The organism is Streptomyces sp. RKAG293, assembly GCF_023701745.1.
Lineage (GTDB): Bacteria > Actinomycetota > Actinomycetes > Streptomycetales > Streptomycetaceae > Actinacidiphila.
On the sequence record NZ_JAJOZB010000001.1, the window covers coordinates 4,185,838 to 4,198,939 of the forward strand.

Annotated in this window: 10 protein-coding genes; 4 read left to right on the forward strand and 6 right to left on the reverse strand. The window is 71.7% G+C overall.

Going from position 1 to position 13,102, the window contains the following annotated elements; translation table 11 throughout:
* Positions 1–92: 92 nt before the first annotated feature.
* Positions 93–533 (reverse strand): MarR family winged helix-turn-helix transcriptional regulator, encoded by a 441-nt coding sequence (locus LNW72_RS18360; protein ID WP_138353501.1) that lies wholly within the window; start codon positions 531–533, stop codon positions 93–95.
* A 101-nt stretch (positions 534–634) separates the two neighbouring features.
* Here LNW72_RS18360 and LNW72_RS18365 point away from each other — a divergent pair, with 101 nt between their 5' ends.
* Positions 635–823, forward strand: a complete 189-nt coding sequence (locus tag LNW72_RS18365; protein ID WP_138353500.1) for a ribbon-helix-helix protein, CopG family — start codon at positions 635–637, stop codon at positions 821–823.
* Positions 824–916: 93 nt separating this feature from the next.
* Here LNW72_RS18365 and LNW72_RS18370 read toward each other — a convergent pair whose 3' ends face one another.
* Positions 917–2,371 (reverse strand): NCS2 family permease, encoded by a 1,455-nt coding sequence (locus tag LNW72_RS18370; protein ID WP_250976412.1) that lies wholly within the window; start codon positions 2,369–2,371, stop codon positions 917–919.
* Between the two features lie 163 nt (positions 2,372–2,534).
* Here LNW72_RS18370 and LNW72_RS18375 point away from each other — a divergent pair, with 163 nt between their 5' ends.
* Together LNW72_RS18375 and LNW72_RS18380 are read left to right on the forward strand one after the other, a co-directional pair.
* Positions 2,535–2,819 carry a DUF2530 domain-containing protein gene (locus tag LNW72_RS18375; RefSeq protein ID WP_250976413.1) on the forward strand — a complete coding sequence of 95 codons (285 nt, stop codon included), beginning with the start codon at positions 2,535–2,537 and terminating at the stop codon, positions 2,817–2,819.
* Positions 2,820–2,905: 86 nt separating this feature from the next.
* Positions 2,906–5,299: an HAD-IC family P-type ATPase gene (locus LNW72_RS18380; RefSeq protein WP_250976414.1), complete on the forward strand. Its 2,394-nt coding sequence runs from the start codon at positions 2,906–2,908 to the stop codon at positions 5,297–5,299.
* Between the two features lie 39 nt (positions 5,300–5,338).
* Here the strand turns inward: LNW72_RS18380 and LNW72_RS18385 are convergent, their stop codons facing one another.
* Positions 5,339–6,178: an NAD(P)H-binding protein gene (locus LNW72_RS18385; RefSeq protein ID WP_250976415.1), complete on the reverse strand. Its 840-nt coding sequence runs from the start codon at positions 6,176–6,178 to the stop codon at positions 5,339–5,341.
* 83 nt (positions 6,179–6,261) lie between these two features.
* Complete coding sequence (locus LNW72_RS18390; protein ID WP_250976416.1) at positions 6,262–7,692, reverse strand: MFS transporter; 1,431 nt, start codon at positions 7,690–7,692, stop codon at positions 6,262–6,264.
* A 120-nt stretch (positions 7,693–7,812) separates the two neighbouring features.
* Between LNW72_RS18390 and LNW72_RS18395 the strand changes: the two genes are divergently transcribed.
* The gene (locus LNW72_RS18395) at positions 7,813–8,277 is read left to right on the forward strand and encodes a MarR family transcriptional regulator (RefSeq protein WP_250976417.1); all 465 of its coding nucleotides are present in this window, start codon (positions 7,813–7,815) and stop codon (positions 8,275–8,277) included.
* 18 nt (positions 8,278–8,295) lie between these two features.
* Here LNW72_RS18395 and LNW72_RS18400 read toward each other — a convergent pair whose 3' ends face one another.
* Positions 8,296–11,472, reverse strand: a complete 3,177-nt coding sequence (locus LNW72_RS18400) for a sacsin N-terminal ATP-binding-like domain-containing protein (protein WP_250976418.1) — start codon at positions 11,470–11,472, stop codon at positions 8,296–8,298.
* 645 nt (positions 11,473–12,117) lie between these two features.
* Positions 12,118–13,011, reverse strand: coding sequence for a DUF3027 domain-containing protein (locus tag LNW72_RS18405; RefSeq protein ID WP_250976419.1), 894 nt, complete (start codon positions 13,009–13,011; stop codon positions 12,118–12,120).
* Positions 13,012–13,102 lie beyond the last annotated feature (91 nt).

Sequence of the window (13,102 nt, forward strand, 5' to 3'; positions counted from 1 at the left end):
TCCCCTGTGTGGCGTTGCGCTTCACTTCTGGTATTCCACGTTCTTCCGCACCCGCCGTCCGCCGGTCGGGTGTCACTACATCTCGGGTGTCACTACAGCTGTGCGAGCTTCTCCAGGACCGGCGCGGCGGCGCGCAGCACGGCGCGCTCGTCGTCGCTCAGCCCCTCCGTGAGCTGCGCCAGCCACACGTTGCGCTTGCGGCGGCTCTCCTCGAGCATCGCCTCGGCCTGCTCCGTCTGGCTGACGACCACCTGGCGGCGGTCGTCGGGGTGCGGGTCCCGGCGGACGAGGTCCTTGGCCTCCAGCATCGCGACGATGCGCGTCATGGAGGGCGGTTGGACGTGCTCCTTGCGGGCCAGCTCCCCGGGTGTGGCGGAGCCGCAGCGGGCGAGGGTACCCAGCACGGACATCTCGGTCGGGCTGAGCGACTCGTCCACCCGCTGGTGGCGCAGTCGCCGCGACAGTCGCATCACTGCGGAGCGCAGAGAGTTCACTGCGGCGCGGTCGTCCTCGGACAGTTCGGTCACATTCATTAGGGTAGCTCATTACCTAGGCTAAGTAAACCTCACCCATATGAGTGAGTTAGCGCCCGAAAACGACACCTGGAACCACCCTCGCCGGGGACCTTTGGCATATGGCATCGAGAGTGCTCAGCCTGCGTATAGACGCCGACCTGCTGGATCGGCTCCGTGACCACGCCGCCAAATGCGGAACGAGCGTCCAGGACTACGTGGTCCGGACGCTCGTTCGCGACGACTTCGACGAGCGGTTCAAGACCGCCGTCGACGAGACGGAGCGGTTCTACGCCGCTCCGCCGGGGTGACACCCCGGCACAACCCCGGCACAACACCGGGACGACCCCGGGACGACCCCGGGAAGGTCGGGCCGGGCCGCAGGCCGGGACCCGGGCCGGGCCTCAGGTCAGGCCGAGGGCCGGCATCAGGTAGTAGAAGCCGAAGACCGCCGCGACCACGTACATGGCCACCGGCACCTCACGGCCGCGCCCCGCGGCCAGCCGCAGCAGGCAGAAGGTGACGAAGCCGATGCCGATGCCGTTGGTGATGGAGTACGTGAACGGCATCATCACCATCGTCAGGAACGCCGGGACGGCGATCGTGAAGTCGTCCCAGTCGATGTCCCGGACGCTGTTCGCCAGGATCAGGAAGCCGACCGCGATCAGCGCGGGCGTGGCGGCCTGGGCCGGGACCATCGTGGCGAGCGGGGTGAAGAACAGCGCGAGCACGAACATCAGCCCGGTGACGATGCTGGCGAGGCCGGTCCTGGCACCCTCGCCGACACCGGCCGTCGACTCCACGAAGCAGGTGTTGGCGGAGCTGGAGGTGGCGCCGCCGAGGGCGGTGGCGATGCCGTCGACCATCAGCACCTTGTTCATGCCGGGCAGGTCGCCCTTCTCGTCCAGCAGGTGCGCCTCGTCGCTGACGCCGAGGATCGTGCCCATCGCGTCGAAGAAGCAGGACAGCAGGACGGTGAAGACGAACAGCACCCCGGTCAGTATCCCGACCTTGCCGAAACCGCCGAAGAGGCTGACGTTGCCGATGAGTCCGAAGTCCGGGCTGGCCACCGGGTTGCCGGGCCACTGGGGGACGGTCAGCCCCCAGGCCATGCCGGGGATGTCCGCGACCGCGTCGATGATCAGGGCCAGCACCGTCATCGCGACGATGCTGATCAGGATCGCGCCCGGCACCCTGCGGATGATCAGGGCCAGCGTGAGCAGCACACCCAGGATGAAGACCAGCACCGGCCAGCCGTTGAGGTGGCCGTCCGAGCCCAGCTGCAGCGGGACGGTGGTGTGGGCGGCGTCCGGGATGCGGGTGACGAAGCCCGAGTCGACCAGGCCGATCAGCATGATGAACAGGCCGATGCCGATCGCGATGCCCTTGCGCAGCCCCAGCGGCACCGCGCTCATCACGCGCTCGCGCAGCCCGGTGGCGACCAGCAGCATGATCGCGAAACCGGCCAGCACGACCATGCCCATCGCGTCCGGCCAGCTCATCCTGGGTGCGAGCTGCAGGGCGACCACGGTGTTCACACCGAGGCCGGCCGCGAGCGCGATCGGCACATTGCCGATGACACCCATCAGGAGAGTGGTGAGCGCGGCGGTCAGCACGGTGGCGGTGACCAGCTGGCCGCCGTCCAGGTGGTGGCCGTACTTGTCGACGCCGGAGCTGAGGATGATCGGGTTCAGCACGATGATGTAGGCCATCGCGAAGAAGGTGGCGAGCCCGCCCCGGACCTCGCGGGAGACCGACGATCCGCGCTCGGAGATCCGGAAGAAGTGGTCGAGGCCGTTCTTGGGCGGTACGGGTGACGGGTTCTTGGCGTCGACCGAAGCGGTGGCCGAGGGGGACATGTGGGTCCTCTATTTGTGCGTTCGTACGACTGAAACCAGTCACCAGGGGGACGGCTTCAGTATGAACAAACGAATGATCGAGCGCTATCTCCGCGCGTAGACCCTTGCGGCGACCGGCCGCACCCACAATTGAGCACCTGTCGGCACCACGTACCCTGACCGCATGAGCAAGTGGAAAGCCACGCACGAGACACCCGAGCCGCTGGAAGCGAACGACATCGCGACCGTCCTGGTCGGCACGGTCGTCTGGTTCGTGCTCTTCATCGGGCAGCTCCCCTTCTACGGCTGGTACGCCGACCACGGCCACGCCTGGTGGATCTGGACCTGCCTCGCCGGCACCCTGCTCGGCCTCTTCGGCCTCTGGTACGTCCGGGGGCGCAACGCGGCCCTGCAGCGCGAAGCCGCGCAGCGGGAAGCCCCGCAGGACGACCGGAACGTCACCCCGTAGAACATCACCCCATACCCGTCCGAACGGTCACCCGGAACGCTCCGTCCGGCGGGTGAACCGGGCGATCCGCACGTAGCGTCGGTGCCATGACGGATCGCACGGACACCCAGGTCGTTGCCCGCAACGCCGGACTGACCAGTAGTGAGGTCGCCGAGCGGGTGGCCCGGGGCGAGGTGAACGACGTTCCGGTGCGGTCGTCGCGCTCCACCACCGAGATCGTCAAGGCCAACGTCTTCACCCGGTTCAACGCCATCATCGGCGTGCTCTTCCTCGTCATCCTCGTCGTCGGCCCGATCCAGGACGGCCTCTTCGGCTTCGTCATCGTCGCCAACACGGCGATCGGCATCATCCAGGAGATGCGCGCCAAGAAGACCCTCGACAGCCTCGCCGTCATCGGCGAGGCCAAGCCCGCCGTGCGCCGCGACGGCACGGCCGTCGAGATCCACACCTCCGCGATCGTGCTGGGCGACCTCATCGAGCTGGGCCCGGGCGACAAGGCCGTCGTCGACGGCGAGGTCGTCGAGGCCGAAGGGCTGGAGATCGACGAATCGCTGCTCACCGGTGAGGCCGACCCGGTGCTGAAGAAGCCCGGCGACCCCGTCATGTCGGGCAGCTTCGTCGTCGCGGGCGGCGGCGCGTTCACCGCCACCAAGGTCGGCCGCGGGGCCTACGCCGCGCAGCTGGCCGAGGAGGCGTCCCGCTTCACCCTCGTCAACTCCGAACTGCGCAACGGCATCAGCCAGATCCTCAAGTACGTGACGTGGATGATGGTGCCGACCGCGATCGGCCTGATCATCAGCCAGCTCGTGCTCCAGGACCACGACTGGCGCGAGGCGGTGCGCCGTACGGTCGCCGGCATCGTCCCCATGGTCCCCGAGGGTCTGGTGCTGCTCACCTCCGTCGCCTTCGCGATCGGCGTCATCCGGCTCGGCCGCAAGCAGTGCCTGGTGCAGGAACTCCCCGCCATCGAGGGCCTGGCACGGGTCGACGTCGTCTGCCTCGACAAGACCGGCACCCTCACCGAGGGCGGGATGGACGTCACCGGGCTGCGGCTGCTCGACGGCGCCACGGAGCCGTACATCCAGCAGGTGCTCGGCGCCCTCGGCGGCTCCGATCCGCGGCCCAACGCCAGCCTCCAGGCGATCGTCGCCGCGTACCCCGCGACGGTGACGGACGGGGCCGGCGCCGACGGCTGGCGCTGCACCGAAGCCCTGCCGTTTTCCTCCGCGCGCAAGTACAGCGGCGCCGCCTTCAACGAGCCCGACGGCGACAGCAGCAGCTGGCTGCTCGGCGCACCCGACGTCCTGCTGCCCACCGGCCACACCGCACTCGCCGACATCGACGAACTCAACAACCAGGGCCTGCGGGTGCTGCTGCTCGCGCGCACCGAGCGCCGGCTCGACGATCCGGGCGTCGCCTCGGACGTCGTCCCGCAGGCGCTGGTCATCCTGGAACAGCGGCTGCGCCCCGACGCCGCCGACACCCTGCGGTACTTCGAGGAGCAGGGCGTGCACGCCAAGGTCATCTCCGGCGACAACGCGATCTCGGTCGGCGCGGTCGCCGGCAAGCTCGGGCTGCCCGGCGCGGAGCACCCGGTCGACGCCCGTCAACTGCCCACCGACCGGGACGCGATGGCGGACGTGCTGGAGAACGGCGCGGTCTTCGGCCGGGTCACCCCGCAGCAGAAGCGCGACATGGTCGCCGCGCTCCAGTCCCGGGGCCACAACGTCGCGATGACCGGCGACGGCGTCAATGACGTACTCGCCCTGAAGGACGCCGACATCGGCGTCTCCATGGGCTCGGGATCCGAGGCGACCCGGGCCGTCGCGCAGATCGTGCTGCTCAACAACAGCTTCGCCACGCTGCCGTCGGTGGTCGCGGAGGGCCGCCGCGTCATCGGGAACATCACGCGGGTGGCGACGCTCTTCCTCACCAAGACCGTCTATTCGGTGCTGCTGGCGCTGCTGGTGGTCTTCTGGCAGGTGCCGTATCCGTTCCTGCCCCGCCATCTGACGCTGCTGTCCACGCTGACCATCGGTGTCCCGGCGTTCTTCCTCGCGCTCGCCCCCAACAAGGAGCGGGCCAAGCCGCACTTCGTCCGGCGGGTGATGCGTTACTCGGCGCCCGCGGGCGTCATCTGCGGGGTGGCGACGTTCGGCGAGTACCTGCTGGCCCGCCACCACTACACCGGTGACGGGGCGCTGGACGCCGAGACCAGCAACGCGACCCTCACCCTGTTCCTGATCTCCATGTGGGTGCTGGCCATCGTCGCCCGCCCCTACACGCTGTGGCGGGTCTGCCTGGTGCTGGCGATGGGCGCGGGCTTCCTGATCGTGCTGGTCACGCCCTGGCTGCAGACGTTCTTCGCGCTCAAGCTGGTGGGTACGGAGGGTCCGTGGGTGGCGGTGGGGGTCGCTGTCGCGGCCGGGCTCGTTCTGGAACTGGTCTGGCGAACGCTCCGCGTCCGCGACAGCGACTGACGACCCACCGGGATACCGGGGACACCCGGGATACGGCGGTTACTTCACGAACTCGGCGGCGTTCTCCGCGGCCCACACCGCGAAGCTGCGCGCCGGGTGGCCGGTGAGCTCCTCGACGGCGGTGGTGAGGTCGACGGGCTTGCCGTCGGTGGAGCGCCAGTACGCGAGCAGCCCGTCGGCGTAGGCGGCGGGCACGTACTCCGCCATCTCCGCCTTCCAGGCCTCGGGGGTGACGGCGTCGAACGTGAAGGGCCGGCCGGTGGCGCGGGCGAGCTGGTCGATCTGCTCGCCGAAGGTGATGGACGCGGCGCCGGTCAGGGTGTACGCCCCGCCGCGCAGCGCCGGGTCCTTCAGGACGGCGACCGCGGCTTCGGCGATGTCCGACTCGTGGACGGCGTCGTTGTGCGCGCCGGGGTACGGCAGGCTGACGGCGCCGGTGGTCCTGAGCGGCCAGGACCAGTAGAGCGTGTTGGTCGCGAAGGCGCCGGGCCGCAGGAACGTGTACGGCAGGGCGGAGGACGCGAGGGCCTCCTCGACCTCCAGGTGCTGCCGGGCGATGGCGTCGTTCCTCGCGTCGGGACCGAGCACGGAGGACGAGGAGAGCAGCACCACGTGCTGCACCCCGGCGTCGTTGGCGATCTTGATGAACTCCTCGATGTGCGAGGAGTTGGCGTACAGGAAGACGGAGTCGACGCCGGCCAGGGCGTCGGGGAACGTATGTGGCTCCGCGAGGCTCAGCTTCACGTCGGGTACGCCGTCCGGCAGGACGAGCTCGTCGGGATCGCTGGACGCGGCGCGGATCTTGAAGCCCTGTTCGTGCAGCAGGCCGATGAGCGTGGTGCCGATGCGGCCGCGGCTTCCGGTGACGAGGATGGTCATGTCGTGGTCCTTCCGGGTCCGGGCGCCCGGTGCGGGCGCCCCTTGGGGGATGTCGGGTGGTGCGGTGCTGCGGTGATGCGGCGTCAGTGGTGGTCGTCGGGCTGGGCGTTGCGCGGCATGAGCCACACGAGGCCGGTGCTGAGGAGCGCGACGCAGGCGACGACGATCAGGCTGTAGGTCATGGCGTGGGCCTCGTCGTCGGAGGCGAGGGTCTTGAAGTAGACCGTGGTGACGACGGCGGCGCCGATGGCGTTGGCGAGCTGCTGGACGGCGCTGAGGGAGCCGCTGGCGCTGCCGGCTTCCTTGGGGTCGATGTCACCGATGGTGACGTCGTAGATGGTGCCGAAGCAGGTGCCCATGCCGAGACCGATGATCAGGATCGGGGTGAGCAGCGACCAGGTGCCGAGGTCGGTGCCGTAGGTGTGGACGAGGGCGAGCAGCCAGCCGGTGCCGATCAGGGTGATCAGCAGGCCGATGAGGACGAGATTGCGTCCGAGCTTGCCGACGAGCTGGTAGCAGGCGATGGAGGCGACGACGATGCCGGCGGCGACGGGGGCGAGGCCGAGCGCGGCGCGCATCGGGGAGTAGCCCAGACCGTTCTGCAGGAAGAGCGAGAGGACGAACAGCAGGCCGGCGTTGGCGGCGAAGAACACGATGCCGAGGATGAGGCCGGAGGTGAAGCCGCGGTTCTTGAGCAGCGACGGCTGGATGAGCGGGCTGGCGGCGGTGCGCTGGCGGTGGCAGAACAGGCCGAAGAAGACGAGGCCGGCGGCGAGCGAGGCGAACGGGACGAGGGTCCAGCCGTTGGAGGAGCCCTCGATCAGGCCGTAGAGCAGCCCGAGCATGGTGCCGGCGAGCAGGCCGGAGCCGATGCCGTCGACGGCGGTGGTGGAGTCGCCGGTGTCCTTCGGGAGGAGCTTGACGGCGGCGACGATCGCGAAGCCGCCGAGGAGGATGTTGATGAGGAACATGGAGCGCCAGCCGGCGCCGAACAGGTCGGCGTCGATGAGGAAGCCGGCGAGGATCGGGCCGCCGACGGCGGAGATGCCGAGGGTCGGGCCGAAGGCGCTGAACGCCTTGCCGATCTGGTCACGCGGGAAGACGGCACCGAGGATGCCGAAGCCCTGCGGGATCAGCAGGGCGCCGAAGGCACCCTGGACGAGGCGGGCGACGATGATCGAGGCGGGGCTGAAGGACAGCCCGCAGGCGATGGAGGCGACGGTGAAGCCGGTGAGGCCGATGAGGAAGACGCGGCGGCGGCCGAACTTGTCGCCGAGGCGGCCGCCGACGACGAGGAGCACACCGAGCGCGAGGGCGTAGGCGGCGCCGAGCCACTGGATGAGGGCGGCGCCCCCGTTCAGGTCCTTGCTGATGGTGGGTGCGGCGATGTTGGTGATCGTCGCGTCCAGGAGGTCCAGGACGTCGGCGATGAGGATGACGGCGAGGATGGCCCACCGCCGGTTGGGGGAGACGGCCTCGGCGGCCGTGGCAGGGGAAAGCGTGAGTGTGGACATGAGAGCTGGTCTTTCGGAGAGAAGGGCGCGGCCTGAGCCGCGTAGGATGCAACCGCGGCGATCAGATTGCGCCGCGCAGATGTTGCGTCACACACATAAATTTGGAGCAAGAAGGACCCGATGTCAAGCCGAAAAGAATTGCTCGCCCGGATCGCCGACGAGAGCCAGCGCCACTACGCCGCCTGGACGGTCTTCAACCAGGCCATGGCCGACCACCTCGGCCTGCACCCCACCGACCTTCAGTGCCTGGGTCTGCTCGGCATGGAGCCGGAGCCGCTGAGCACCGGGCGGATCGCCCAACTGACCGGCCTGACGGCCGGCTCCGCGACCCGGCTCGTCGACCGCCTGGAGAAGGCCGGCCTGGTCGTCAGGACCGCCGACCCCGGCGACCGCAGGCGCGCGCTCGTCGCCCTCGCGCCCGAGGCGCTCACCAGGGTCGGGGAAGCCTGGGACGAGCCCGGCGAGGCCTTCACCGAGATCCTCGACGGGTACAGCGACCGCGAGCTCGACGTCATCGCCGACTTCCTGGGCCGCGCCACCGAAGTGGGGCGGACCCAGGCGGCCAGACTCAGCTCAGGCCACTAGAGATCCAGACGACAGGCCCTAGTCGAACCAGCGGGCGCGGGCCAGTTCCTCGGTGCGGGACGAGTCCTCCAGCAGCGCCGCGAGCTCGAAGCGGCGCTGCCACTGCCCCGCGGCCCACGCCAGCCCGGCCGCGACACCCTCGACGGTCGCGGCGTGCAGGACGCCGTCGACGTAGCGCCAGTCCAGCTCCGTGCCGCCCGCCACCACGAGCTCCTCGTGCTCGACGTACGACCGGGGAGCCGTCGGCAGCAGCTCGTGCACGGCCGGCGGAACGTCGTGGGTCTCCCCCTCGGAGACCACCGGCGCGTCGTACGCCTCGCTCAGCCGGCGGACCTGGAACAGCTCCGCCAGGTCCCCCGCCCGGTACGGCGGCACCGGCAGCAGCGGCTGCCCGGCGGCCAGCGGCAGCAGGTCAGGGGCGTCCGCGACCAGCGCGTCAGCCGCGTCCACGACCCGCACCTCACCGTCGACGACGGCCCGCAGCTCGTCCGGCAGCGTCACCTGCTCCGGGTCGAGCGCGGCCAGCGCCGCGTACAGCCGCAGCAGCTGGGCGGAGGTCACCGGCCGGTCCGGGTCGGCCAGCCGCGCCAGCAGCTCGGCCCCGCCGCCCGGCTCGTCGAGCAGCGCCGACACCGTCGTCCGGACGCCCAGCGCGCGCAGCACCTGCTCGTCCACGTCGACATCGGCCTCGTCGTACAGCCCCGCCAGCAGCGGATCGCCCCCGGCGGCCCGCAGACCGACCGGGCGGCGGCCGTCCAGCACCGGGTGGTCGCGCAGCCACCACGCCGAGTACGCGCGGACCGACTCGGTCGTACCGTCCGGCAGCAGCACCCGCACGGGCGCGGTGATCGCGTCGCGCAGCGGCGGCCGGGACAGCATGGCCAGCGCCTGCGGCCACGCGTCGTCGTCCACCAGATCCAGATCCCGGACCGCGACGATCTCCGTGGCCACCGGCGGGACATCCGTCTCCGGCAGCCGGTCCAGCACGTCCTCGCACCACACGTCGACGGCGTCCAGCAGACCGACGTCGTCCGGCTCGGCCCAGTCGCTCTCGCGCGGCTCCAGCTCGTCCGGATCCAGCACCACGTCAGCCGCCCGCACCAGCGCGAACGTCGCCAGCACCCCCACGGCCGTCAGCGGCTGCTCGCCCCAGCGGTCCGCCAGCTCCTGGTCCACGGGGGCCAGTTCGCCCTCCCGCAGCACCTGCTCCAGCGCGCTGCCCGGCAGCACCAGCTCGCCCGCCGGGGCCAGCTCACCCTCGTCGTCGGGCAGCGCCAGCGCCCCGAGCCACGGCTCGTCACCCGGCGCGAGACCCGCCGCCTTCACCAGCCCGAGCACGACCTCCGCCAGCTCATCGGCGTCCAGGCCGTCCTCGTCCCAGATCTCCCCCGAATCCAGCGAACCGGCGACGGCCGCCCGCACCTGCGGGGTCGTCAGCACGGCGTTCGGCGTCGCGGACAGCGCGCCCAGCTTCTCCAGCAGCGGATGCACCGCCTCGGGGTCGGCCACCTTCAGCCCCAGCCGGGCCAGCGGCGCGAGGTCCACCTCGCCGTCGGGCAGCGGCAGCAGCACCTGGCGCGGACCGACGACCGTCCGGCCGTCCGCCAGCGGCACCGGCAGGCCCGTCAGCCGGTCCGGATCCGTCCCGGCCAGCGCGTCGTACAGCCGGCGCCACCAGACCGCCGGGCGCTCGGCGCCCGCCAGCCGGTCGATCGCGTCGGCCAGCGACAACCGCGCCACACCCAGCGCGCGCAGCTCCGGGCGGCGCTCGAGACCCGCCGGCAGCAGCGTCGGGAACACCTCGGCGAGCACACTGACGGCCTCCGCCTGCGCACCCTCCACGACCTCGGCGTCCACCGGCCGCAGCGCCTCGCCCTCGACCACCGGACCGCCGACCCCGCCGTCCCACCGGCCCTCCGCCACCTCGGGCGCGTCGCCGCTCTTCGGCACCGCCACCGCCCGCGGCAGGAACGCCGTACGGGGCAAGCCGGCCAGCACCTGCCGGCGCAGCTCCGCGTCCAGCTCCCCCTTGCCGAGCGGCCCCGGCACCAGGTCCACGATGCCCACACCGACCGGCTGCCAGTCGCGCAGCAGCCCCACATACGTCTCGGCCGCCCGCGCGACCAGGAAGTCCGTCAGCGGACCCGGCGCGGCGTGCCGCCGGCTCGGATCCATCGGGAACGACGCGATCAGCAGCGCCGGCAGCCCCAGCGGCTCGTCCGTCGGCGTCGGGGCGTGCACCACGCCCGCCGTACGCGGCCGGCCCGGCGAACCGTCCCCGTCCACCGGCACCGCCCAGGTCACCGACCACACCGGCCGCAACCGTTCCTCCACCGGCCGGTCCGCCAGCAGCCCGGCCGCCAGCGGACCCGCCGCCGACGCCACCCGCCACCGGGTCGCGGCACCCGCCGCGCTGTCCTCCACGAGGACCGTTCCGTCATCCTGACGCTGCGTCAAAGTCCTTACGCCGTCCGGCGTGTCGACCACGACCTCGGACAGTCCGGGCAGCGTCAGCAGCAGCGCGTCGTCGATCCCGGCCAGCAGCCGCTCCGCCAGATCCTCCGCGGCACCGTCCCGCAGCGGCAGCACCACGACCGTGTCGTACCCGTCCGGCGCCGAACCCTCCGCCGGGAACGGCAGCCGCAGCAGCGGCACATGCCCGTCCCGGCGCCGCAGCTCGTCCGCGAGCCCCGGCGTCTCCGCCGCCAGCGCCCTGGCCTCCGCCAGCGACCACCGCACACCCCCGGAGCGCCCGACCACCGCCGGCTCGTCACTCACCGCCAGCACCGACGCGAACCCCACGCCGAACCGGCCGACGGTGGCCTCCGCGTCCTCCCGCTTCGCCGACGCCCGCAGCGTCGACAACGACTCCACACCCGCGGCGTCCAGCGGCGCCCCGGTGTTCGCCGCCGCCAGCACGGCGGGGCTGTCGCCCTCCGCCGCGTGCAGCGTCAGCCGCAGCCGGCCCCGCACCCCGGCCCGCACCGCGGCGTCCGCCGCGTTCTGCGCCAGCTCGACGACGAGCCGGTCCCGGTAGCCGCCGAGCGCCAGGTCCTCCTCGGCGTTGGCGTCCTCCCTGAACCGCGCCGCCGACGCCGCCCACGCGTCCAGCACACCGCGGCGCAGCCGCCCCGTCCCGAAACCATCCGCCGCCGCTGCCCCACCGGATTCCCGTACCGCCGCTGCGCCGCTCACGTCGGTGTCTCCCTCGCCTCGCGTAATCCCCTGCCTGGGGAAGGTATCGCTACATGCGCCTCCGGCGGGCCGGGCGGGTATGTCAGCGCCTGCCGATGGGGGTACGGGTACGCGAGCCCCCGCGACGCCGTCCCGCCCACGGCGGGCCGCACCGCCTCCGGCGGGTGTGCAGGTACATCAGCGCCTGCCGGCAGGTGGTGCGGGTAAGCGGGGCGCCCGCGACGCCGTTGCGCCTGCGGCGGGCTTTCCCCACCCACCCGCCCTCTGGCCTGCCGGCCGGGTCCAGACGGGCGGCGGGTGCCCGCGGGCCATTGCGCCAGCGGCAGCGGGGGTGCGGGTACGCGCGCCCCCGCGACACCGTCACGCCTGCGGCGGGCTATCCCCACCCGCCCGCCCTTTGCCGGCAAGGATGCACGTGCGTCGGCATCCGGCTCGACCCCGGCCGGTCGATCCCCGCCGACCCGTGCTCCCGCCGGCCGGCTGTGACGCCAGGTGACCGGGGCCGCAGGGGTGGGGTTTCGAAATGCTGCCGAGCTATTTGTGAGCGGCTGGGGGCACCCCCGGCCGAAGGTTGGGGGATCGTAAATAGTCGATTTCGAAGCCCCGCCCCGGAGGGCGCCGGCACCGAAACCACGAACCGACCCGCTACGAGTGACCCAGCTCCTCCGCCGGCGTCGACTCCTCCACCGACCCCTGCCGATCCGGATGCAGCACCAGCGGATCCACCTCGTTGATCTCATCAAGAGTCATCGGCGCCGGCACCGGCGGCTTCGGCATCACCGCCGCCTCCGAGTGGCCCCCGCACCCGTACCCCAGCGACACGACACGCCCGTCCGCCGGCGAGAACTCGTTCGCGCAGATGCCGAACGCCTGCCGCAGCGAGCCCGCGATCGGGACGAAGAAGCCGCAGCTGAGGCAGTTGGCCGGGGCCGCCTGGGCCATCGGCGTCTTGGGGCCGAACTCTTCCTCCCAGCGGTCGGCTGCGCCGTGCAGGCCGTACCGCGAGAGGACACGCCGCCGGCCCATCCCGATTTCCCCGGCGATCGCGCCGATGCTGCCGATCGCGGGAAGCGCGGCCGCAGGGCCGGACAGCTCGGCGTCCTCGGCCTCGACGACGTCGGCGAGCTCCTCCGAGACGACGGAGTTCGGCAGCGGCGCGTCCTCACCGCTCCAGCCGGGTTCGAGCCGGAGATCGTCGGACTCGGTGGGCAGCAGGTCGCCGGGCCCCATGTCACCCGGACGGAGCCGCTCGCTCCACGGCACCCACTCGGGGGCCAGGATCGAGTCGTCGCCGGGCAGCAGCACGGTCTCGTCGATCGTGATGTTCTTGGCGCGCGAGGCCCGGGTGAGCGTGGTGGCCCAGCGCCACCCGCGGTACGCGGGTTCCTTACAGGCGAAATAGTGAGTGACGACGCGGTCGCCCTCGGCGACGACGCCAAGATGCTCGCCGACCGATTGCGGCCCGGCGGCCTCCTCGGTCACAGCCAGCGCGACATCGACCGCCTCGGCGCACAGGCGGTCTGGGGTACGGCTTCGCATCGCAGCACTCACAAGAATCGATTCTCTCCGTTACGCCGTCTCACGTGTGCGCCGCCGGAGGCGGGCGGGGGCCAAAACGGAGCGGACCTGC

Bases quoted from the DNA above. Each gene is read 5' to 3' on its own strand.
- LNW72_RS18360 (WP_138353501.1), bottom strand. From the start codon at position 533: ATGAATGTGACCGAACTGTCCGAGGACGACCGCGCCGCAGTGAACTCT.
- LNW72_RS18365 (WP_138353500.1), top strand. From the start codon at position 635: ATGGCATCGAGAGTGCTCAGCCTGCGTATAGACGCCGACCTGCTGGAT.
- LNW72_RS18370 (WP_250976412.1), bottom strand. From the start codon at position 2,371: ATGTCCCCCTCGGCCACCGCTTCGGTCGACGCCAAGAACCCGTCACCC.
- LNW72_RS18375 (WP_250976413.1), top strand. From the start codon at position 2,535: ATGAGCAAGTGGAAAGCCACGCACGAGACACCCGAGCCGCTGGAAGCG.
- LNW72_RS18380 (WP_250976414.1), top strand. From the start codon at position 2,906: ATGACGGATCGCACGGACACCCAGGTCGTTGCCCGCAACGCCGGACTG.
- LNW72_RS18385 (WP_250976415.1), bottom strand. From the start codon at position 6,178: ATGACCATCCTCGTCACCGGAAGCCGCGGCCGCATCGGCACCACGCTC.
- LNW72_RS18390 (WP_250976416.1), bottom strand. From the start codon at position 7,692: ATGTCCACACTCACGCTTTCCCCTGCCACGGCCGCCGAGGCCGTCTCC.
- LNW72_RS18395 (WP_250976417.1), top strand. From the start codon at position 7,813: ATGTCAAGCCGAAAAGAATTGCTCGCCCGGATCGCCGACGAGAGCCAG.
- LNW72_RS18405 (WP_250976419.1), bottom strand. From the start codon at position 13,011: ATGCGAAGCCGTACCCCAGACCGCCTGTGCGCCGAGGCGGTCGATGTC.